This is a genomic window from Exiguobacterium sp. s22 (assembly GCF_018617455.1).
Classification (GTDB): domain Bacteria; phylum Bacillota; class Bacilli; order Exiguobacteriales; family Exiguobacteriaceae; genus Exiguobacterium.
The window spans coordinates 93,977-115,759 of sequence record NZ_JACSKD010000008.1 but is presented as its reverse complement, the minus strand read 5'-3'; the positions used below and the strand labels follow the sequence as shown (position 1 = coordinate 115,759).

Genomic DNA, 21,783 nt, shown 5'->3' with positions numbered 1-21,783 from the left:
AACCAACAAACTGCGACAAGAAGATTTCCAGATACTTAAAGCGCCAAAACCTTCGGATTCTTTACTGACACTCCGCATCCTGCCGAGCTTTCATCCCACCCCTGAAGGAGTGGGCTTTCCCACTCGGAAATTCTGTAAGCGAACCGTCACTTTCAGAAGTGGCGGTTTTTTGTTGAATCCACTGTGCGATGTAAGCCCCGGCGTCTCGCATCATGCGAGGCGTCGTCCAACCCATGGTCGATACTTGAATGACGTTCGCCCGCTTTAGATAGTCACTTTCATATTGCACGAGATAACCTTGATACGACAATTGTTTCCCCAGTGCGATGGATGACTGGGTAGAGGGAATCGGAATGGTCAGGATACCCGGTGACTGGGCAGGACTGAGCTCAATGTGTAAGCCGTTCTCATGAAGCGAATTGACTAGGACGAGCAGCTTCTCTTCATGCGACGCGACCTCCTCTTCCGTCAGTTCGTCTAATGCGACCGCCATCGCCGAAAGGAGCGGTTCTGACTGCGTAAAGGCGATTGGTTGATAAAGTGACAAGTCAAGATAGCGTGGCACGTTTCGCATCGCGTCTGCCCGATGCTTCATGGCGACGAATGCGAGACCCGGTACGTTCCGCAACGCCTTTCCTGAAGAAAAGGTCACGTAGTTCGCGAATCCATAGTCATAGGCGAACGTCCCAACGGCACTAATCGCGTCAATGGCAACGATGCCTTGCCATGTCTGAAGTGGTTCAAGATCGATTAAAACCCCATGTGAGGTCTCACAATGAACGGTCCATACCCAATCCGGCGCAATGCGTTCGAATTGAGTTCGATCCCACCTTCCATCTCCGTCTACTGTAATGACATCAAAAGCGAGACCCGCACGCCGGGCATGGTCAATCAGGCGCTCTCCAAACTCGCCCGTATTGAGAATGACACCTCGTCCAACCAACTGAACGGCAACCGCATCATTGGCGACCGTCCCGCTTCCAAGAAGCGTATAGACGTAAGGGAGTCCGATTATTCCCGTCAGTTTTTGTTGCACCGCTTCGAGCATCCGCTTCGTTTCATTTGAACGATGAGGGCGCGGTTGCCTCGAGAGTCGCGTTCGTACACGTTCTGAGCATTCAACGGGACCTGCGAGTAAACTTTTCGGACGTAGAGTCGACGCTGATTGGGATTCGTAAAAAGCAGCCCTCGTTAACATCATCGGGACATATCTCGCTTCTTCAGGACCAATCGGATCAGCAAACGGCACAAATCCAAACCTATGGTAAAGTACTTGTTCGCGTGTCGTTCCACTGATGACGATGCCGTCAACCTCACGTTCTGTCGCATCGTCGATGACCGCACGCATCAGTCCGGCAAATGTCCGATTGCGCCGATATGCTTTCTTCACAGCAAGAAGACGTATCTCGAGCCATTCCCCTTCAGGAATACGCACTCCCTTTTGCTCCAAAGAAAATGGCCGTTCCCCTCGTAACGCACACATGGCAATCACTTCACCGTCCGCTTCCCCGATCCAATATGTATTCTCTTCATGAAACTTGTCGACGAGTCGTCGCTCCGGATTCGGTGGATGTTGCGGGATCTCTTCAACGAAAGTCTCGTAATTCAACCGATGAATGGCGTCAAAATCAGACGCCCCGGCTTTTCTGTATACGATCATGGTTTCCCTCCTTCACATGATGATAGACGATCACGATAGCAATCAGCATAGCCCATATGACATTCTCGACATGTCCAAGCGCAGCGAGCGGAAGTAAGATCAGCATCACTAGTCCCGTCTCACGAGAGTTACCTGTTACTTTGATGAAGAGTAACAAGATAGCAAGACCCCCAATAAACCACCATGGGTCATATGCCCATATGATTCCAGAAAAAACGGCATATCCCTTCCCACCTGCACGAATTCGCCAAAACGGATAAATATGCCCGAGTGTGAGCGCGAACGCCGTCTGCCAAAAATACGGTCCGCTCATCTGTAGGATGAGAATCGTCTTGAGCACGTCGAATCCATATACGATGAGAAACGCCTTCACGCCACCGATGCGATGCGCATTGCGTGCACCGGTATTCTTCGAACCAGATGTCGCTAAATCATGTCCACTTAGCACCCCATACAGTTTGCCCCCGAGCAGACTCCCGACGAGATAGCCAATGATGATAATCCACATAATATCCCCTCATTTTTTGGAAATTTGTGTGCGTTTCAGAAAAACGGGTATCCTCTAATTAACTGTGCACTTTTTGGAAAGGGGAAATCAAGATGCGAGAAGAGAAAAACTTCATTAACGGGGAATGGACAGAAACCGAACAGACAATTGAGGTACGCAATCCGGCCACGGGTAACGTGATGGCCGTCGTGACCAAAAGTGATACCGCCGAAGCGACACAAGCCGTCGATGCCGCGCATGAGGCGTTACAAGAATGGCAACAAAAAACAGCAGAAGAACGAGGCGAACTACTCAATGAATGGAATCGTTTGATTACAGAACATACGGAAGAACTCGCACGGACGATGGTCGAGGAACAAGGAAAGCCACTGAAAGAAGCCATCGGCGAAATCAACTATGCAAATGGATTTATCGACTGGTATGCAGCAGAAGGACGACGCGTGTATGGAGAGACGATTCCGGCTTCATCAAACCAGAAACGAATCTTTGCCATCAAACAACCGGTCGGCGTCATCGCAGCCATCACACCTTGGAACTTCCCGGCTGCCATGATTACACGAAAAGTCGCGCCTGCGCTTGCCGCAGGTTGTACGGTCGTCATGAAACCAGCTTCGGCGACACCGTTGACTGCCATCGAACTAGTTAAATTAGCGGAGAAGGCAGGATTCCCAAAAGGGGTCATCAACCTTGTCACAGGACAGGCGTCAGATATCGTCAAAGCGTGGCAACAAGATAAACGGGTCCGCAAATTGACGTTCACAGGATCAACGGAAGTCGGGAAAATGCTCATGCGTGACGCTGCAGATACGATGAAAAAGATTTCACTCGAACTCGGTGGACACGCTCCGCTCATCGTCACGGCAAAGGCGGACTTAGATAAGGCTGTTCCGCAAGCGGTCGCCACAAAGTTCCGAAACGGTGGACAGACGTGCGTCTGCGCGAACCGAATCTATGTCGAACGTGCCGTCGTCGATGAATTCTCGGAGCGTTTCATTAAAGAGGTCGAAGCGTTGAAAGTCGGGAACGGACTAGAGGAAGGTGTCGATATCGGTCCGCTCATCGATGACGATGCACTTAGTAAAGTCGAAAAGCATATCGAGGACGCACAGATTCGTGGCGGTGAAGTGTACGGTGGTGAGGTGCTAGACGGCTTGTTCATCCGTCCTGCCGTCATTCGTTACGCGAATGAAGACATGCTCTGCATGAACGAAGAGACGTTCGGACCTGTCGCACCGATTGCGACGTTCGATTCACTCGATGAAGTCATCAAACGGGCGAACAACACGCCATTTGGCTTAGCCGCTTACCTGTTCACGCAAGACATCAATGAAGCGGTCTATTTAGCTGAATCGTTGGAGTACGGGATTGTCGGTGTGAACGACGGACTTCCGTCAACGCCGCAAGCGCCGTTCGGCGGTTGGAAAGAGAGCGGACTCGGCCGTGAGGGTGGACATCACGGCATCGAGGAATTTTTAGAAGTAAAATACATCTCACTCGGGTTGTAAGTGTAGGTATACAAAAGGCTTGTCGACATATGCGACAAGCCTTGTCTTATCGGTTGACCCACTCGACTAAATCGTGCGGAGATTGGATCACGTGATCCGCAAGTGCCCACTCTTCTTCATTGCCGAATCCGAACCCTGTCAAGACGACCGGGAAGTCATGGGCGCGAGCCGCCTCGACATCCGATTTACGATCGCCGACCATAATATAATCCGCCTCTCCGTGCCGGACACGGTGTGCTGTCAGAATATCTGCCTTCTTCTCGCCACCGACAGACTCCAAACATTCCGGTGCCGTCATATAGGAACGAATCTGTTGCGTATCTAAAATCAAGTTCATGTAGTGAACGCCACAGTTACTCGCCGTCGTCAACGTATGTCCTTGCTCGTGAAGCGTCTCCAACATCTCACGAATCCCTTCAAACAAGACGTTCTGCCCTTCCATCGTCTTCTCGAGAGTCGTGTGGCGCAATCTGCGGATGAGACGAATCTCTTCAAGTGTCGCCTCTGGGATGACATGCTCCCAAAACGCATTTCCTGCCAATCCGTATCCTGAGCGGACCGCCTCTTCACTCGGTTTTGGAAGGTGAGGAAGCTCCTCGAGCGCCTCATGAATCGCCTTCGTCATCGGTCCGGTCGTATCTACTAACGTGCCATCGATATCAAATAAAATCACTGCCATTGGATTGATCCCCTCTCTTTCACTCTCTCCCTACCGTAGCAGAATCCCCGAAAATGCAAAAGGGAAAACGTGGTGACAAAAAAAACGACTGAACGAATCCGTTCAGTCGCATCTATTATCCTCGCCAGAAGCTCATTCCGCCTTTTACCGAATAGACGTCAGTATATCCGGCACTCTTCAGCATCGCTGCCGCACGTTGGCTACGCATCCCGCTCTGACAAATGACATACACAGGACGTTCTTTGTCTTTCGGATACTTCGCCTGTGCGTTCCCGAATCCAGAAAGAGGAACATTTTTCGCTTGCTTGATATGTCCACCGCGGTATTCATGTGGCTCACGCACGTCCAATAATTGAATATTTCGTTCTTCCGCGATTCTTCGCTTTAAATCGTCTGTCGAGACCGTTTTGACATTGTTACGACGACTCCACCAAAAATATACGATTCCGATGATGACCGCCACAAAAAGAAAGTCCAACATATTCACGCCTCCATTTGCATTCATTTCTTACATCCATTATACCCCCTAAGGTATTTAAGTCAATGAAAGTGAATCCACAAAAAAACCACATGTCCATGACATGTGGTTCAAAAATCGAGCAATGAATCCGATTTCGGTTGCTCGTCTTCCTCCATCGGAATGCCAAGAAAGGCAGCCATCTGTCGATCAAGCGGCGGTTTTGTCTCGTTCGTAGGTGTCGACGTTTGCGGCATACCGACCGCTTTCGCTTCTGACGTCTCATCTAGAAGTAATTCACAAAAGCCCATTAACTTTGCTAAATGACGCTTTTGCACTTCACCGGTCGACGATTCAATCTGTGTCATCACCTGACGCATTTGGGCGATAACTTGTTGTTCTGTAATCATAGTCCGTACACATCCTTTACGCTTCCATTGTGCAGGATTTCATCCTCGATTCGCAAGTATCCTCACCGATTCCTTGACTCGACCCAATTTAAAAAGGCGTCATAGTCGAAACGAACTTGATTTGCATAAAAATCAGCCCATCTCGATAACTGTCGAATAAAGAGGGACGGGGAGTTACCGATTGCCGCCGCGATTCGTTCGCTTGCCGTATAGTCGAGCACATTCGATGTCGCATCGGCCCGAGCATGAATCTTTGCCGTGATTTGCGCCTGAACTTGTAACGTCTCAATGAGCGATGTCTCATCCTTCATGTGTTTCGCTTTTACTTTTCGCTTATAGGGCGAACGCTGCCTGACATAATATTCTTTGTCATCAATCGTCAAATAGCCAAGATATGGGTCACGACTGTGGACCATTGCCCGTTGTGCGGCAACGACACGAGCCCCTTGATGAGACAACCCGTTTTCAAACAGTGGGTGTGTCGGAAGAAAGAGGGACGGAACAGCGGATTGCGCTTGTTTCATCTCTAAAATGACATCTTCATCGTGCTCCTCATCGGCACCTTCAATCAAAATATAGTAGCGTTCAAGCCCGATGGAAGCCGTGCCGCTTTGTAGCTTGATGGCGATGTCTTTGATGTCATAGTGATCGGCATGATGCCTATGTTGATCTGACAAGGAAGACAGATAATCACCCCATGCCGCTTCGATTTTTTCCCGTACTTCCGAGGAAACTGGAATCAGGTCGTCGCTTGTCGAAAAGTAGCGTTCTTCGTCCCTTACTTCCGTTCGTTCCGACATGAACTCATCTTTCTTCTTCTCCGCTTTTTTAATGACTTTTTTGACCGCTTTACACGTGTTGTCTTTCGTGAACTGAATATGTTCACTCCGTCCAGACGCATGTTGCTCGATGGCATCCGCATAAGTCCGGGCAAATGCCTCGATTGCTGCTTTGCCGTCAAATCCTGATTCGGCTGCGAACAAATCAACGGAAACCGCCATCCGCAATAAATCGAACAAGTAGGAACCGATGTACGCTTCGTCAAAGTCGTTCACGTCATAAATGATGTTCCCAGCTCCGTCCTCGAACACACCGAAATTTTCAAAGTGTAGGTCGCCTTGAATGAACGTCGGATGATCGGGACCTGTGTCAAAAGCAATCGGCACTTTCGCAAAGTCGTAGTAGAACAAGTGTGAGCTCCCTCGAAAGAATGAGAATGGGCTCGAACTCATCTTCGTATACTTCTCTTGTCTCGCCTCTTCAGAAAGATGACGAATCGACTGGTCATAAAAATCCAGTACGGTCCCGATTGTCTCGCACCGAATTTGTTGTTTGACGGCTGTGAACATACGGTTCTCTCCCTCACTTGTTGAATAAGTGTTTATATTCCCCGTACCCAGCCTCTTCAAGCTCTTCTACAGGAACGAATCGGAGAGCGGCCGAGTTGATGCAATAGCGTAAACCGCCAAGCTCTTTCGGACCGTCATCAAATACATGCCCGAGGTGACTGTCACCTTGTTTCGAACGAACTTCCGTCCGAACCATATGGTGCGTCGTGTCCATATTCAAATCGACTCGTTTCTCTTCGATCGGACGCGAGAAGCTCGGCCATCCACAGTTCGATTGGAACTTATCGTGAGACGTGAAGAGCGGAGTCCCGTCAATGATGTCGACGTACAAGCCTTCCCGTTCTTCATCCCAATATTCATTTTGGAACGGTGGTTCTGTTCCATTTTCTTGCGTGACTTTATATTGCATCGGCGTCAAGCGTTCACGAAGTGCTTGCTGTTGTTTGCGATCGCTCCATGCCTCTTTGATGAACTTCGCGCGTCCCGAACCGACCCGATACATCTCATAACGGAACGGGTTCTTTTTATAATAGTCTTGGTGATAGTCTTCCGCTTCCCAAAATGTTTTTGCCGGACGAATCTCGACTTCGATTGGTCGGTCAAATCGTCCAGAGTCTTCCACTTCCTGTTTCGAACGCTCCGCTGCAGCTCGTTGTTCTTCAGTATGATAGAAGATGGCCGGACGGTAAGATTCACCACGGTCGTTGAACTGACCTCCACCATCTGTCGGATCAATTTGACGCCAATAGATGCGGAGTAATTCCTCATATGAGATAACCTCAGGGTCAAACGTGATCTCGATTGCCTCTAAATGTCCAGTCGTCTCTGAACAGACTTGTTGATATGTCGGGTTGTCGACATGTCCTCCTGTGTATCCCGAAATGACACGTTCGACTCCCTCATATTTATGAAACGGTTTGACCATGCACCAGAAACAGCCTCCCGCAAATGTAGCTTTTGCCATAATAAATCCCTCCTTACTTTGTAGTGTACCCAAAAATGTCGCAAGACAACAAAAAACGAGAACCACAAAATGTGTTCTCGTTTCAGTCTTCTTCGACTTGATTCACGTGACGCATCACTAAAAATAAGATGACTCCAACAATCGCAGCCCCTAAAAGCGTCAACACCATGTTATCTCGAGCCGATAAAGTATAAAAGATCGCTAATCCAATCAAGATGAGCGCAATCGGAATAAACGCTCGTTTAAAATGATCCCAGTAACGCACGGACAGTCCTCCTTTTCTCTTATCATACCAAACTTTCGATTTCTCATAGCGAAAGTTCTAAATGATGGGACGAATCACAGCATAGACAAAAGGAATCAACGATGATTTCTTGAATACTCACTTTAGGGATTTTTTCGCCCGCAGGATATGCCTGTCTGTTTCAAAGAAGATGCATTATGAAGATGCATTATAATGTAACTAAATATTTCCATACGGGGTAAGGGGGAGCTTCGATGCTCGCAATCATAAATGCATTTTTCATCAACCTGTGTATCTTGTTCACGCTCTTCACCATTTCCTTTTTACCGTTTCGCAATCGACCTCGTTTAACACCACAATCTCCATTGAAAGCAAGAGTGTTGCTCGGTGTGCAGACAGGACTGATTGCCATGTTGCTGTTAGCCAACGCCTTACATCTAGAAGGCGTGCTGATTGACTTACGCGCGATTCCAATCTTGCTTGCGGTCTTATTCGGCGGCTGGGTGAGTGGTACGGTTGCCGGTGTCATTTTTCTAATTGTTCGCGCTCTCGTCGTTTGGTATACAGGCGGTGCCATGATTGGGCTTTACTTAGCGTTTGCGACTATGTTCGTTCTCGTGGGATCAATCAGTATCCTCCGAACGCGCCTAGACAATACACGTGCTACCTTACTTGTATTCACTACAATCAGTGTCGCCATCTTCGGGGCGGCCATTTATGCTGCACTCCCTCTCAGTCTCTTCTATCCCGTTTTGATCATCTATACATTGATGTCTTACGGTGGAGCCTGCGCCGCCTATCGACTGCTTCTTGAATTGCGCCGTCACTTCGAGAACGTTCAACATCAACAACAACTCGCTCGTACCGATGCGCTCACCGGGATTGCCAACCGGCGTCTCTTGAACGAAGCGATGGCCAATTTGACGGTTGAGGCTGAGGAATATGCGTTAATCTTGGTCGATATCGATCATTTCAAGCGCGTGAACGATACGTACGGTCACGATGTCGGGGATGACGTCTTACGCGAGCTCGGTATGCTCCTTGTTAACGAGAGCGAAGAACGCCATTTGGTCGGGCGTTTCGGTGGCGAAGAATTTTTAATCGTCATGCCACATGCGACACGTAACGAAGTATCACGGCTTGCCGAATCTATTCGAGAAAAGGTTTCCACTTTTCCGTTTGAAACGAGTGCCGGTACGTTACACATTACCGTTTCGCTTGGAGCCTGTCATTCCAACGATATTGAAATCGATAGCGTATTAAAACACGCAGATGAAGCGTTATATCACGCAAAAGAGTCTGGACGAAATCGTTTCATCCTAGCTTCTTAATGTGTCAACATCTTCACACTTGGCGGTGTTTTCTCGCTTTACTTTCTCGAATCGAATCGGTAAACTAGGCTAGACTTTGGTTCGTATTGGTACATCATGATTTATTCAGAAAAGGGGAAACATCGTTCATGTCAGTTTTGTTATCGTTATTTGGAATTATGTTTATCGGCTCATTCGCGCTTGATTATAAACGGGGTAAAACGCTTCAGCAATCAGCACTCGGGGGCGTTCGCTCGATTCAGCAGAACCTTTGGATTTTCTTCCGTACATCGCTATCCATGATGATCGTCATCGGTCCACTCCTGTTGATTTCCGGGTTCTTTTTCTCGGAACTCGTGTCGTTTAACACCGTCCCATCTTTCATCATCGCCGTTCTGAGCATCGGCTTCGCTGAACGCATTGTCGGGATGACCGTTGCACCACTTGTTCGTACGTTTTGGCATCAACGTGGCCGACTGATGCCACTTTATTTAGACGCGGCACTTTATGTATTTCTTTTATCTATACTCGTGTTAGAGTTTTTGATGAACATCCCAGGTATTCATCTTCAGTCACCGTTCATCGCGGTATTTTATGCGTTCGCCCTCTTCTTCACGAGATATTTGTTCAGTTTGATCCGATTCACGGTTCAAAAAGGCGTGGCCTCGAATTAATTCAAGACCCAATCCGTACGTGTTCGCACGTATGGATTTTTTTCATGATTCTCATTGACAATGATAATCGTTATCAATTATACTCTAGTTGTAGCTTCCCAAAAGCTTGGCGTGTACGTTCCCCAAACACATCACGTCACGTGGATTCCCCTCCACGACACTCTTTTGAAAGTGTTGCGACAACCCCCATTTGTTGCACCCATATTTGCCAAAAACAAGACGAGCAGCCCACCGACGGGGCCGCTCGTCTTTTTTATGATGCGAACACTTCTTGTTCGATTTGTTTCAATTCATAGAACATGCCACGTTTCACCATCAGTTCCTCATATGACCCGACTTCGACGATTTTTCCGGATTCCATGACAATGATTTGATCAAACGCTTCTAGACCGGTCAAACGATGACTGACGAGAATCAACGTCCCTGTCCCAGCTTGTGTCAACAGTTCAGAGAACACATGTGCCTCCGTACCGGCATCGAGTGCCGATGTCGGTTCATCGAGCAACCAAAGTAGCCCATTTTTGAGAAGTGCCCGTGCGATGGCTAACCGTTGCCGTTCCCCACCTGACAAGTTTGCCCCTTTCTCAAGGACTGGTTCGTCTAGCGTGAATGATAAACGAACGCGCTCAAGTACTACGTTCATCTCTTCGTCTGTGAAATCACCCGCTAACGCCAGATTTTCTCGAACGGTTCCGTAAAAGAAATGATTGTCTTGCAAGACAACGCTCGCATGTTGCCAAATGGCTGTTTGTTTGACATCGTTCACGTTGTACTCATCCAACCGAATCGTGCCATCTTCCGTCCGAACGAAAGCCAATAGCAGTTGAAGTAACGTCGACTTCCCTGACCCGCTTGGTCCGACGATGACCGTCTTCGAACCACTCGGGATGTGTAACGTCACCTCATCAATCACATCTCGATACGTGTCTGGATAGCGATACCGCACGTCTTCAAACGAAATCGATGGTGATGTCATGAACGTCACGTCCTGACGTGTCGCCTCACGCGCTGCAATCATTTCACTCGGCTCCGTCACTTCAAACAGACGATCTGCCGCTTGTTTGCTGTCCGCAAAATGACCAGGGAAGACAGCCATCGGCGTCGTATTCTCAAACGCCGTGAGCGACATCATAATGAGCATTGCCAAGAACAATCCGTTCAAGTCTCCATTTACCACCTGATACGCACCGATGGCCAACACGCCCCATGAGACGAGTAAGGAAGCCGCGACGACAAGCGCCGAATTGAAAAACTGATTCGTCGTATCTTTCCGCTCCGCCTCCATATACCGTTCACCACGCGTAAAGACTTCTTGTTTCGTGCGCTCGAGTTGATGATGAAGTTTCAAATCTCGGTACCCGAATAGCATCTCTGTCAAGTGAATCGATACATCTCCACGTAACGCGCGAATCGTCTCGTCATGACGGGCACGAATTCGTGCAAATCCGAGTGGAATCAAGAAGCCCGTGATCAGTACACCAAACAAGATCCAGAGACTGACCGCAAACGAGAAGAACGTGACGAAGTAAATCGTGCTCAAAAAGACGAGGACGAGAATGATGGGCGGATAAAACACGCGCAGGAAATAGTTTTGAAGACTCTCCACATCCCCGACGACGCGTGCGAGCAAGTCCCCGCTCCGATATTTCGCAAAGATGGACGGAACGAGTGGCTCTAACTGACGATAAAACCGGACACGCAACTCACTCAAAATTGTAAACGTCGCCCGGTGTGAGGCGAGACGTTCACGATAACGACTTCCCGCCCGAATCACACCGAACAGCTTAATCAAGACGACAGGTACCATGAGCGCATATAGTGGCGGGACGAGCCCTGCCCGTGATACGAGATAGCCACTTGCCGCAAAGAGGGCGACCGCCGCAATCCCTGCTGCATATCCAAAGAAGATGGAGAGAAAGATATCTTTTTTCTCGCGCATCATCCATTTTGTGATGGTCCAAAGCGAGTTCATCGGCTCACCCCTTTCTGAAGTGCAAACAGTTCTGCATACTCCGGCACAGCGAGTAACGCTTCGTGCGTCCCCTCTGCAATTCGCTTCCCGTCATCCATAAACCAAATCGTGTCCGCCTCTTTGATTGTATGCAAACGATGCGCCACTGTGATCAACGTTGCGTCTTTCGATAGTGCTTCAATCGAACGTCTGACAATCCGCTCTGTTTTCAAATCAAGACCGGTCGTCGGTTCATCAAACAATAGAATACCGGGGCGCTTAAAGAAAGCACGTGCGAGTGCAAGACGTTGCCGCTCCCCACCAGATAGTCCGAATCCTCCCTCTCCGAGCTCTGTCCAAATCCCGTTCGGTAACTGATTGATCACATCGGATAGACCAGCTGCCTCGGCTGCTTCAAGTAACGCACGCTCATCAGCCACTTCTCCTAACGCGATGTTCTCGGCGAGCGTCCCTGCGAACAGATACGGATTTTGAGAGATATACGCAACATTTCCATACCATTCAGACTCATCATACGTATGAAGGGGTTCACCATCTACGAGGACACGACCTGACTTCACCTGTAAGAGTCCTGAAATCACATTGAGTACGGTCGTCTTCCCGGAACCGCTCGCGCCGACTAACGCAAGGTGGGTGCCGGACGAAATGCGACCACTCAATGGCTGAAGGGAAAAGCGTCCACCTGCGTACTCAAACGATACCTCTTCTAGTTCAAGGTCCGGTGTCCGTGAACGAAGCGACTTCGTCCCCCACTGGATGCGATCATCCGGGGCGTCTAACACGTCAAAAATGCGGTCCGCTGCGCCCATACTGCCACGTCCCGTATGAAAGGCGCTACCTAGATCTTTGATAGCCAAGTAATACTCTGGCGCCAACACGAGAATCAAGAAGCCCGAGAAGAACGTCAGGTTCTCCCAAACGACCATCTGTAGCGCGACTTCTAGCGCCACGACGCCGGTACTGAGCATCGAGATGAATTCAAGCATGAGTCCAGATAAGAATGCCGTCTTTAAGACGACCATCGTCGCATCCCGAAAGTCGAGACTGCTCTTCTCAATCGCTTTTGCTTCCAGTTCGGTTCGATTGTAGAGTTTGAGTGTCGTCAAACCTTGTAAGACATCGAGAAACTTCCCGGAAAATTGATTCATCTTCTCCATCTGTTCTTCCGATTTTTTCTGTGTCGCAATCCCAATGATGATAAAGAACAACGGAATAAACGGCGCCGTCACCATCATGATGACACCTGAAATCCAATGTTGGCTGAAGACTACAACCAAAATCAGAAGCGGAATGATCGAGGTTTGGATTACTTGTGGCCAGTATTGACTGAAGTAGGCATCTACCTCGTCAACAGCATCCATGAACACACTCACTTTCTTCCCAGACTGTCCCGTCAAGGACGACTCGACCGGACTCGTGGCATAGCGATCTAGCAATTGCAGGCGTAACGTCTGCTTCGCCTTTTCCGATAAACTCGCTCCGATTCGTCCGGAGACATAGCCGAAAAGAGCTCGCGCCAACAGGGCCACGATGAGCCAAAGTAACGCCGGGACGACAGCTTCAAATGATTCATCTTTTAAAAAGATACGGTCGACAATGTCGACGATTAAATACGCTTGCGCCAAAATCGATAGGCCAATCATGATCGCAGACAACACGAGTCCGATGATGTGACCACGCTCGGCGAACGCAAGGGTTTGCAGTCGTTTCACTGCATTCATCCTTTCTCTATTCACAATCCGATTGCTTTGTGAGATTCATCACTAATTATACAATATGCTACGTTTTGAAGCGAACGCTCCGCTCGTTCGAACATGCAAAAGACGCCCTCTCCTGAGTGGCGTCAATCAAAGTCCTGCTCAAAATATTCAGGATGACCGATGACAAGCTGGTGCGCATCCATTCGAAGCACCTCTTCTTTTCGAAGCTTTGTTAAAATCGTAGAAACCGTCTCTCTGGACGTTCCGGATAGACGAGATAATTCCATCGCTGTGAACGGACAACGGACACGTATCCCTTGTTCATCCGGTTCACCTAAGTCTTCGATTAGGAAGTGGATCGTATTGAGTACGCGTTCTTTTGCGCTCGGGGTGATGATTTCTTGGACACGTCGCTCATGCAAATCCAAAATGCGATTCATCTGTCCGATGATATAGAGCAGCATATTCGACTGCGTGGATACAAATCGCTCGAATCGGTCTGTCGGAATGTAAATGACCTCAATATCCGTCACCGCTTCAGCCGTGTGACGATAGTCTTCCTCCGTGAATAATCCATTGTATGGGAAGAATTGTTTCGGCTTCACATAGTCCGCATACTGATGCGTCGCATGCTCGTTCATCCGTTCGAGTCTGACGTATCCACTCATTAAGAAATACACGCGCTCTCGCGGGTCCCCTTCCATGAACAACAGTTGTCCTTTTCGATACGTTCGACAGTAGACATGCGGAACGAGTTGTTCGAGCGCCCGACTCGAACAGTTCGAAAATAGTGTCAACTGTCGTAAATCATCCACTGTCCACATATGTCGCATCATACATCCCCTCATTTCTAATCGAATCCTCTATCTCAAGTATATAGGGATTTTTCGTGAGAACGCTTTCAAAAACCGACAGTTTTCTGACATGACAAAAGGGGGTCTCCCCCCTTTTTCAGTCCAACATCAGTTCTAATAGCGCATCTTGCAAATCTCGATCGAGTTCTAACGCATGGAGGTCAAACAACCAGGCTTCGAGACGCGTCTTCGTCGTCGCCATCTGATACAAACGATCTTTCAGATTGTAGGCGATTTCCGCGCGGTCTAAGAACCGATAGAGACGGTCAAGTCGATGGGCGTTCTGTGTCACATCGACAGGGAGTGTCACTGTCTGCTCTTGTTTCCATTCACCGAGTGGGATGTGTAGCGTCTGCGTCTCCGCATCATAATCCCCTTCTCCGACGACCCCACGAACTAGAATCGTCAACGTCCGATTTGCCGGGACGAGTGTCAGATCACCTGATGTCTCAATGTGAAGCGTCCGCGCTTCCCAGTCGAGCGTGAACGTCGTTTCAAGCGAGGCGCCCGTCTCATAGTCTCGGCTTTCCCCGTCGTCTTCATACATCGTGAACGTGTTCGAGGCACCTGGAAAGACGAGTACTTCTAGCTCGCTCGGGTTTCCCGTCTCGTTCGCATGCGGTTGATGCGGCATGAGGGGAACGATGGCACCCGCTTTGGCGAAGACCGGTTGTCCATCGAGTCCACGGAACACACGAATCGACTTGTCGCCTTCATAACGATGTCCCGTGAAGAAATCGAACCATTCTCCCTTTGGTAGCCAGACATTCGTTCCGGCAACATGGAGCTTTCGGTCCATCGGCGTGACGATTGGGGACACAATGAGTTCACTACCAAAATAAAACTGATTCGGTACTTGATAAGCCGCTTCGTCATCGGGATGCTCGATATACATCGGTAGCACGAGTGGTAACGCATCGGCATGGTTACGATAGTTCATCGTATATAAATAAGGGATGAGTTCGTGACGCAGACGTAAGAATCGCTTCATCGACTGTTCGGCTTCGGTCCCGAAACGCCAAGGCTCTTTCCCGTTGAAGGTGCTGAACGTCGAATGGAGGCGCATGATTGGACTAAACACCCCGTATGCGACCCAACGCGCAGCGAGCTCATCGTCTTTTTTCCCAAGCTGATGGCCTCCGATGTCATGACTCCACCACCCGTAACCGATATTTGTCGCTGTCGCTGTAAAGTACGGCTGAAAGGCAAGTGATGCCCACGAGATGATCGTGTCTCCTGAGAATCCGACCGGGTAACGGTGGCTCCCTGGTCCTGCGTAACGAGAGAAAATGAGCGGACGCTTGCCGTCACGGGCGATATCGATGGCGTGATAATGATTTAACATCCACAACGGATCGAGTCCTTCCATCTTCGAGGTCGATCCCTGTTGCCAATCGATCCACCAAAAATCAACGCCATCCGCCTCATGTGGATGATGCATTTGTTCAAAGTACGCTTGAATGAATCGTTTGTCTGAAAAATCGAACGGGATTCGATCTCCCGATTCCGGATCAATTCCCATCGCCTCGGCCATCGCCGCATATTGGTCTTCAAACGCACGGACCCCGTCCGCCGGATGCAGGTTCAACGTCACCATCATTCCATCATCCTTTAACCAGTTGAGGAACCGCTTCGGTTCAGGAAACAAGTTTTTATTCCAAGAATAGCCCGTCCAGCCGCTCCCGTACTCTTCCGGGATGTCCGTCACGTGCCAATCCATATCGATGACACTGACCGAGAACGGAACATCTTCCGACTTGAACCGGCGCATCAACGCCTTATACTCTTTCTCGTCATATCGCCAATAGCGGCTCCACCAGTTTCCGAGCGCTTTACGCGGTAGCATCGGTGTCGGACCTGTCAACGTATAAAAATCGCGAAGTGCCCGTTTATAGTCATGACCATATCCAAAGTAATAAATATCATGAATTCCTTTTCGTCTCGGTTCGACGAAGCGATCATCCGTCATCAAAAACGAGGATGAATCATCTATGATCGCATATCCTTGTTTAGAGAGGATTCCTTCTTCTAATTCGGTCGCACCATCCACATGGTCGAGCGTCCGCGCTGTCCCTTTCAGCGTCCGTTCAGGACCGTTAAATTGATAGCGACTATAATACGTACTAAAGTTCCCTTTCACGTCCACGTAGAGCGTGTTCGGCGCGAACGGACCTTTCGTATAATACAAATGGACATGTTCGGTGATGATTTGGAGTTCTGTCTCATCTTCAATCACTCGAAAATCAGGCACATCAAACTCCCGATTCCATGCCACTTGTGTGGCGCGGTCTTCAAAGGCACCGTCCTCCGCATACTCCATTCGAATCAACTGACTCGTCAATACGGTGAAGCGATAGCAGCTTCCTTGAACGATTGCCTCTTCTCTTGCTTTTGGTCTCATCCACGACTGGTACACATGATTTTCTTCGAATAGGCGCATATATTCGAGCGTTTCCGCTCTCCGTCACTTCCTTCCTGAAATAAGTGCAAACGTTTACACTAAATAGGATAGCAATCTCATTTTTGGCATACAACCTTCCTTCCCCTTGAACCCAGGCAGAAAACAAAAAAGTCGCAAACGCTTCACGTCTGCGACACATTTTTATTGTTGAAGCGATGGCGCCAAACGGACTCGTGTTCCTGCATCTCCGTCAATGGCTGCTAGTGCCTGATCGAGTGACGTGATGATGGCGACACGGTTCGTACCGGATTCGGCGAACTGAAGCGCCGCTCTTACTTTCGGTAACATACTTCCGGGTGCGAACTGCCCTTCAGCGATATACGTCTCCATCTGTTCTTTCGACGTTTCTTGAAGCGCCATCTCGTCCGGTTTCCCGAAATTGACATACACATGTTCGACAGCCGTCAAAATGAGTAATACGTCTGCATGGACGAGGTCCGCCAGTTTTGCGGCCGCGAAATCTTTATCGATCACCGCTTCGATGCCAACATATCCGTCCGCTGTCTCCATGACCGGAATGCCACCCCCACCCGAAGCGACAACGATGTGCCCCGCTTCAACGAGTGTACGAATGACGGCATGTTCAGCGATTTTTATAGGGATTGGACTCGGCACGACCCGACGATATCCCCTTCCTGCGTCTTCTTTAAAAACATAGCCCGTCGTCCGTTCGAGATGAAGCGCTTCGTCTTCCGTGTAAAACGGACCAATCGGTTTGGTCGGATGATGAAACGCACTATCGTTCGGATCGACAATACTCCGGGTGACGAGCGAGGCCACATGCTGTTCAAGACCACGTGCACGAAGCGCTTTGGTCAGTGCATTTTCGAACCAGTATCCAATCATCCCTTGCGTCATCGCACCACAGACATCAAGCGGCATCGCCGGTGTGGCCGGACTGTCTGATGCGGCTTGTTGCAACATCAGGTTTCCCACTTGCGGACCGTTCCCATGTGTGATGATGACCTCGACTCCTTCCGCAATGAGTGCAGCGAGAGCTTCCGCCGTCGCCTCGACGGCCTGTATTTGTGCTTCAGCTGTCGCATCTTTCCCTTGTTGAATCGCATTCCCGCCTAAAGCGATGACCACACGTTTTTTCTCCATATCCATACCCCCGATCAGATGACTGAGATATTACCCGATAGTATGCGTACGACTGCGAAGATGGCGAGTGCGGTCAATACACCGGCGACCATCCATTCCGTTTTAGTGAGTGACTTGATGCCATTTTCACGTTGTGCCTTCATGTAGAGAAGTGTCCCTGGTGCATATAAAAGCGTGGTGAGAAGTAAATAATCGATTCCAGCGGCGTAAATGAGCCATAATCCATAAGCGGACGCGACTAATCCAATCGTCAAATCGCGTGTTTTTCGTTCACCGGCACTATATCCGATTCCGTTCTTCGCTACTTTCACTTGGTAAAAGGCCGAGAACACGTATGGGATCAAAATCGCACTCGATGCGAGAGAAAAGGCGAAGTTATATGCGGCATCTGAAATCAAGAATGTGAAGAGAAAGAGCTGAATCAACCCGTTCGTCAACCAAAGGGCGTTGACGGGAGCCTGATTTTGATTCTCTTTTGTGAACCATTTTGGGAAGACTCCATCTTTTGCGGCGACGAATGGAATCTCAGCCGCTAAAAGTGTCCAACCGAGCCACGCACCAAGGACAGAGATGACGAGTCCTCCGTTGATGAGCATCGCACCCCACGGACCGACGGCCGATTCGAGCAAATATGCCATCGCGGGTTGTGAGGCGTTCGCCACATTTTCCGGTGTCATGAGACCGAGCGACATGATGGAAATGAGCAAATAAATGACGAGTGTACCGAGCAACCCAATCACGGTCGCCTTTCCGACGTCTGAACGTTTCCGAGCACGACCAGAAAGCACGACAGCTCCTTCTACGCCGATAAATACCCAAAGTGTCACGAGCATCGTCGAGACGACCTGGTCACGCACACTTCCCCACGAGAAGCCGCCTTGTCCCCAAAAATCGAAAGTGAAGTTTTCGAGATTAAAGAAGAACAAGGTAATTGTAATGAATGCAAAAATCGGTACGAGCTTGGCAATCGTCGTGACGATGTTGATCATCGATGCCTCATGCACCCCACGTAAGATGAGGGTATGCACGAGCCACAGCATAATCGATGCGCCAATAATCGATGCGATGTTCTGTCCCCCTTCAAAAATCGGGAAGAAATAACCGACCGAACTGAATAGCAATGTGGCATACGCCACGTTTCCGAGCCAGGCAGACAACCAATATCCCCAGGCCGAGTTAAATCCGACGAACGACCCAAAACCTGCCCGTGCATAGCTATACACACCACCGTCCAGGTCAGGACGGCGCATCGTCAAATTTTGAAAGCTGAGACCGAGCGCGATAATCCCAATCCCAGTAATCACCCACCCGATGAGAATGGCACCTGCGTTCGCACCTTGCGCCAAATCGGCAGCCAAGTTAAAGGCGCCACCGCCAATCATCGATCCGACGACAAGTGCCGTCAACGCTCCGAGACCTAACCGCTTGTCTTGCTTGTCAGGATGTACTCCAGCCGAACCACCTGAGTCATGCTCCAACTTCGTAGACATTCTACTCATCCCTTTCGCTTATTTTGAACCGGGAGGGGGAATTCCCCTCCTCGTCAACGATCAAGCCATTCGCGTGTCTCCGTGAGCGTTGCTGCCATTACCGCCTTGATGGTGTGCATCCGGTTTTCCGCCTCATCAAATACGAACGAGTGACGACTGCGGAACACTTCATCGGTCACTTCCATTTCCGTTAACCCATATTGTTCGTGAATCGCTCGACCGACTTCCGTTTCTAAGTCGTGGAAGGCTGGGAGGCAATGCATGAACATAATGTCCTGGTTGCCGCTCTTTTGAAGCATATCCATGTTCACTTGATATGGTCGCAACAGTTCGATTCGTTCTGCGAAAGCCGACTCTTCGCCCATCGACACCCAAACATCTGTGTAGACGACGTCCGCCTGATCCATCGCTTCTTCAATGCTCTCCGTCAAGGTGATCACAGCACCTGTTTCAGCAGCGACCGACTTCGCGTAGTCCACGATTTCATCAGATGGCCAAAGTGATTTCGGCGCACAGATTCGCATATCCATCCCTACTTTTGCACCACCGATCAACAGCGTATTGCCCATGTTGTTCCGTCCATCACCCACGTACACGAATTTAATTCCGGCTAACTCTCCTTTTTGCTCTTTCACTGTCAAAAAGTCAGCCAAGATTTGGGTTGGGTGATACAAGTCGGTCAAGCCGTTCCAAACCGGTACGCCTGCGTCTTTCGCAAGACCTTCGACCGTCTCGTGGGCGAAGCCACGGAACTGAATGCCGTCAAACATGCGTCCGAGGACGATTGCGGTATCGCGCACCGATTCTTTCTTCCCGAACTGGATGTCATTCTTGCCTAAATATTCGGGATGCATCCCTAAATCGATGGCAGCGACCGTGAACGCACAACGCGTCCGTGTCGATGGTTTTTCAAAGAGCAAGGCAATGTTTTTGCCTTCACAAATACGATGTGGGACACCTTGTTTTTTCTGACGTTTGAATGCAGCAGACAAATCGATCAAGTAGTTGATTTCTTCACCAGAAAACTCGTTTAGCGATAAAAAATGACGACCTTTCAAATCAAAGTTGAACGTTGTAGACATACTGCTTCCTCCTTATCACATTTAGATGTCTTGACGGATAATCGGACAGCTCATGCAACGTGGACCCCCACGTCCGCGTGATAGTTCACTCGACATGATTTCAATCACTTCGACGCCTTCTTTGCGAAGCAACTCATTCGAGACGTAGTTTCGGTCATACGTGACCACGACACCTGGGGCAATGGCGAGCGTGTTTGATCCATCATTCCATTGTTCGCGGGCCGCTGCGATTGGATCGCCACCACCACAAGGAATCAACGTGGCTTCCTGTAACCCAAGGACATCTTTTAATACTTTCAACAAATCGGTATGTTGAGTAATTTGGAGTTCGCCTTCCGCGTTTAACGTGAGCTCGAAAATGTTCATTTTTCCTTCCGGTCCTTGAATGAATGGATGGATGGTGAATTTATCATAATCGACCATCGTGAAGACGGTATCGAGGTGCATGAAGGCGCGTGATTTCGGAATTTCGATGGCGATGACTTTTTTAAAGCTGTCTCCATGTTTGAGTAGGTTGAGGGCGACACGCTCGATGCCTTGTGCGGTCGTTCGTTCTGAGATGCCGATGGCGACGACTTCTTTTGACAAGACGAGTTCGTCTCCCCCTTCCATCGCAAATCGATAGTCGCGGTCCGACCAAATGGGAACATCATGTTTCGCAAAGCGTGGGTGATAGCGCATAATATATTGCGTGAAGAGTGATTCACGGCGACGTGCCGGTTCTTTCATTCGGTTGATGGAGAGTCCGTGACCGATTGCAGCGGCTGGGTCTCGTGTAAAGTAGAGGTTTGGCATTGGATCTAAAAAGAAGGGGTACGTATCTTCAATCATTTCATGTAAATGGCGACGTTTCTCCGGCTTGATTTCCGATTTTCGGATACCGGCCATCACCGTCTCAATCAACATTTCGTTATCAAAATCGAGTAAATACTCTTTTAATGTTTCGTAAGAGCCGTTGATATTTGATTTAGACTCCGATAAGATATCCGCGACAAACTTTTCGCGCACACCGGGGAGTGATAACGTTTCGGCCATTAGTTTTTCGAGGTAAAGGACTTCCACACCACGATTTTGAAGCGCACTCGCAAAATAATCGTGTTCTTTTTGAATGACCGGCAAATGGGGAATATCATCGAACAAGAGGCGCTCTAAATATTCCGGGGTAAGATTCTCTAATTCCCTGCCCGGTCGTTTCAGTAATACTGTTTTTAATTCTCCAATTTCTGAATACACATGAATCGGATGTTTCAGCGTCGTATCTTGTGAAATCGGTTGATTCGTCATTGAGATCATCTCGCTTCCTCCTTGTGATTCGGGTGTGTGACTACCCTTACCTTATCACTTTACCAAATTTGCGAAT

The 21,783-nt window shown here is 49.1% G+C and carries 19 protein-coding genes; 3 read left to right on the top strand and 16 right to left on the bottom strand.

Annotation, left to right across the window (positions count from 1 at the left end):
* Positions 1-61: 61 nt before the first annotated feature.
* Together KNO94_RS12920 and KNO94_RS12915 are read right to left on the bottom strand one after the other, a co-directional pair.
* Positions 62-1,660, bottom strand: coding sequence for a GNAT family N-acetyltransferase (locus tag KNO94_RS12920; protein ID WP_214780350.1), 1,599 nt, complete (start codon positions 1,658-1,660; stop codon positions 62-64).
* A complete protein-coding gene (locus tag KNO94_RS12915) occupies positions 1,629-2,168 on the bottom strand; it encodes a glycerol-3-phosphate acyltransferase (RefSeq protein WP_214780348.1) in 540 nt (179 codons plus the stop codon). Before KNO94_RS12915 ends, KNO94_RS12920 begins: the two co-directional genes overlap by 32 nt.
* A gap of 92 nt (positions 2,169-2,260) precedes the next feature.
* Here KNO94_RS12915 and KNO94_RS12910 point away from each other — a divergent pair, with 92 nt between their 5' ends.
* Positions 2,261-3,673, top strand: a complete 1,413-nt coding sequence (locus KNO94_RS12910; protein WP_214780346.1) for an NAD-dependent succinate-semialdehyde dehydrogenase — start codon at positions 2,261-2,263, stop codon at positions 3,671-3,673.
* Positions 3,674-3,719: 46 nt separating this feature from the next.
* Here KNO94_RS12910 and KNO94_RS12905 read toward each other — a convergent pair whose 3' ends face one another.
* The 6 genes from KNO94_RS12905 to KNO94_RS12880 form a co-directional block, all read right to left on the bottom strand.
* On the bottom strand, positions 3,720-4,352 hold the full coding sequence (locus tag KNO94_RS12905; protein ID WP_214780344.1) for an HAD family hydrolase: 633 nt from the start codon (positions 4,350-4,352) through the stop codon (positions 3,720-3,722).
* 115 nt (positions 4,353-4,467) lie between these two features.
* On the bottom strand, positions 4,468-4,833 hold the full coding sequence (locus KNO94_RS12900; RefSeq protein ID WP_214780342.1) for a rhodanese-like domain-containing protein: 366 nt from the start codon (positions 4,831-4,833) through the stop codon (positions 4,468-4,470).
* Between the two features lie 107 nt (positions 4,834-4,940).
* Positions 4,941-5,219 (bottom strand): DUF5327 family protein, encoded by a 279-nt coding sequence (locus KNO94_RS12895; RefSeq protein WP_214780340.1) that lies wholly within the window; start codon positions 5,217-5,219, stop codon positions 4,941-4,943.
* Positions 5,220-5,281: 62 nt separating this feature from the next.
* Positions 5,282-6,568, bottom strand: coding sequence for a DUF2252 domain-containing protein (locus KNO94_RS12890; RefSeq protein WP_214780338.1), 1,287 nt, complete (start codon positions 6,566-6,568; stop codon positions 5,282-5,284).
* Positions 6,569-6,581: 13 nt separating this feature from the next.
* On the bottom strand, positions 6,582-7,532 hold the full coding sequence (msrA, locus tag KNO94_RS12885) for a peptide-methionine (S)-S-oxide reductase MsrA (RefSeq protein WP_214742220.1): 951 nt from the start codon (positions 7,530-7,532) through the stop codon (positions 6,582-6,584).
* Between the two features lie 82 nt (positions 7,533-7,614).
* A complete protein-coding gene (locus KNO94_RS12880; protein WP_031422036.1) occupies positions 7,615-7,797 on the bottom strand; it encodes a hypothetical protein in 183 nt (60 codons plus the stop codon).
* A gap of 233 nt (positions 7,798-8,030) precedes the next feature.
* Here KNO94_RS12880 and KNO94_RS12875 point away from each other — a divergent pair, with 233 nt between their 5' ends.
* Positions 8,031-9,107 carry a diguanylate cyclase gene (locus KNO94_RS12875; RefSeq protein ID WP_214780336.1) on the top strand — a complete coding sequence of 359 codons (1,077 nt, stop codon included), beginning with the start codon at positions 8,031-8,033 and terminating at the stop codon, positions 9,105-9,107.
* A 128-nt stretch (positions 9,108-9,235) separates the two neighbouring features.
* Positions 9,236-9,760 carry a hypothetical protein gene (locus KNO94_RS12870; protein ID WP_214742222.1) on the top strand — a complete coding sequence of 175 codons (525 nt, stop codon included), beginning with the start codon at positions 9,236-9,238 and terminating at the stop codon, positions 9,758-9,760.
* A gap of 253 nt (positions 9,761-10,013) precedes the next feature.
* Here KNO94_RS12870 and cydC read toward each other — a convergent pair whose 3' ends face one another.
* The 8 genes from cydC to arcA all read right to left on the bottom strand — a co-directional run bounded on the left by cydC (position 10,014) and on the right by arcA (position 21,674).
* Entirely contained in the window at positions 10,014-11,732 is a 1,719-nt protein-coding gene (gene cydC / locus KNO94_RS12865) for a thiol reductant ABC exporter subunit CydC (RefSeq protein WP_214780334.1), read from the bottom strand.
* Entirely contained in the window at positions 11,729-13,453 is a 1,725-nt protein-coding gene (gene cydD / locus KNO94_RS12860) for a thiol reductant ABC exporter subunit CydD (protein WP_214780325.1), read from the bottom strand. The genes cydC and cydD overlap by 4 nt, the downstream gene beginning before the upstream one ends.
* A gap of 122 nt (positions 13,454-13,575) precedes the next feature.
* Positions 13,576-14,265: a Crp/Fnr family transcriptional regulator gene (locus tag KNO94_RS12855; protein WP_214780316.1), complete on the bottom strand. Its 690-nt coding sequence runs from the start codon at positions 14,263-14,265 to the stop codon at positions 13,576-13,578.
* A gap of 118 nt (positions 14,266-14,383) precedes the next feature.
* A complete protein-coding gene (locus KNO94_RS12850; RefSeq protein WP_214780314.1) occupies positions 14,384-16,726 on the bottom strand; it encodes a TIM-barrel domain-containing protein in 2,343 nt (780 codons plus the stop codon).
* 162 nt (positions 16,727-16,888) lie between these two features.
* Positions 16,889-17,851: a carbamate kinase gene (gene arcC, locus KNO94_RS12845; RefSeq protein WP_214780312.1), complete on the bottom strand. Its 963-nt coding sequence runs from the start codon at positions 17,849-17,851 to the stop codon at positions 16,889-16,891.
* 14 nt (positions 17,852-17,865) lie between these two features.
* The gene (gene arcD / locus KNO94_RS12840; RefSeq protein ID WP_214742228.1) at positions 17,866-19,341 is read right to left on the bottom strand and encodes an arginine-ornithine antiporter; all 1,476 of its coding nucleotides are present in this window, start codon (positions 19,339-19,341) and stop codon (positions 17,866-17,868) included.
* 53 nt (positions 19,342-19,394) lie between these two features.
* Positions 19,395-20,423 carry an ornithine carbamoyltransferase gene (gene argF / locus KNO94_RS12835; protein ID WP_214780303.1) on the bottom strand — a complete coding sequence of 343 codons (1,029 nt, stop codon included), beginning with the start codon at positions 20,421-20,423 and terminating at the stop codon, positions 19,395-19,397.
* Positions 20,424-20,444: 21 nt separating this feature from the next.
* Positions 20,445-21,674: an arginine deiminase gene (gene arcA / locus KNO94_RS12830; protein WP_214742420.1), complete on the bottom strand. Its 1,230-nt coding sequence runs from the start codon at positions 21,672-21,674 to the stop codon at positions 20,445-20,447.
* Positions 21,675-21,783 lie beyond the last annotated feature (109 nt).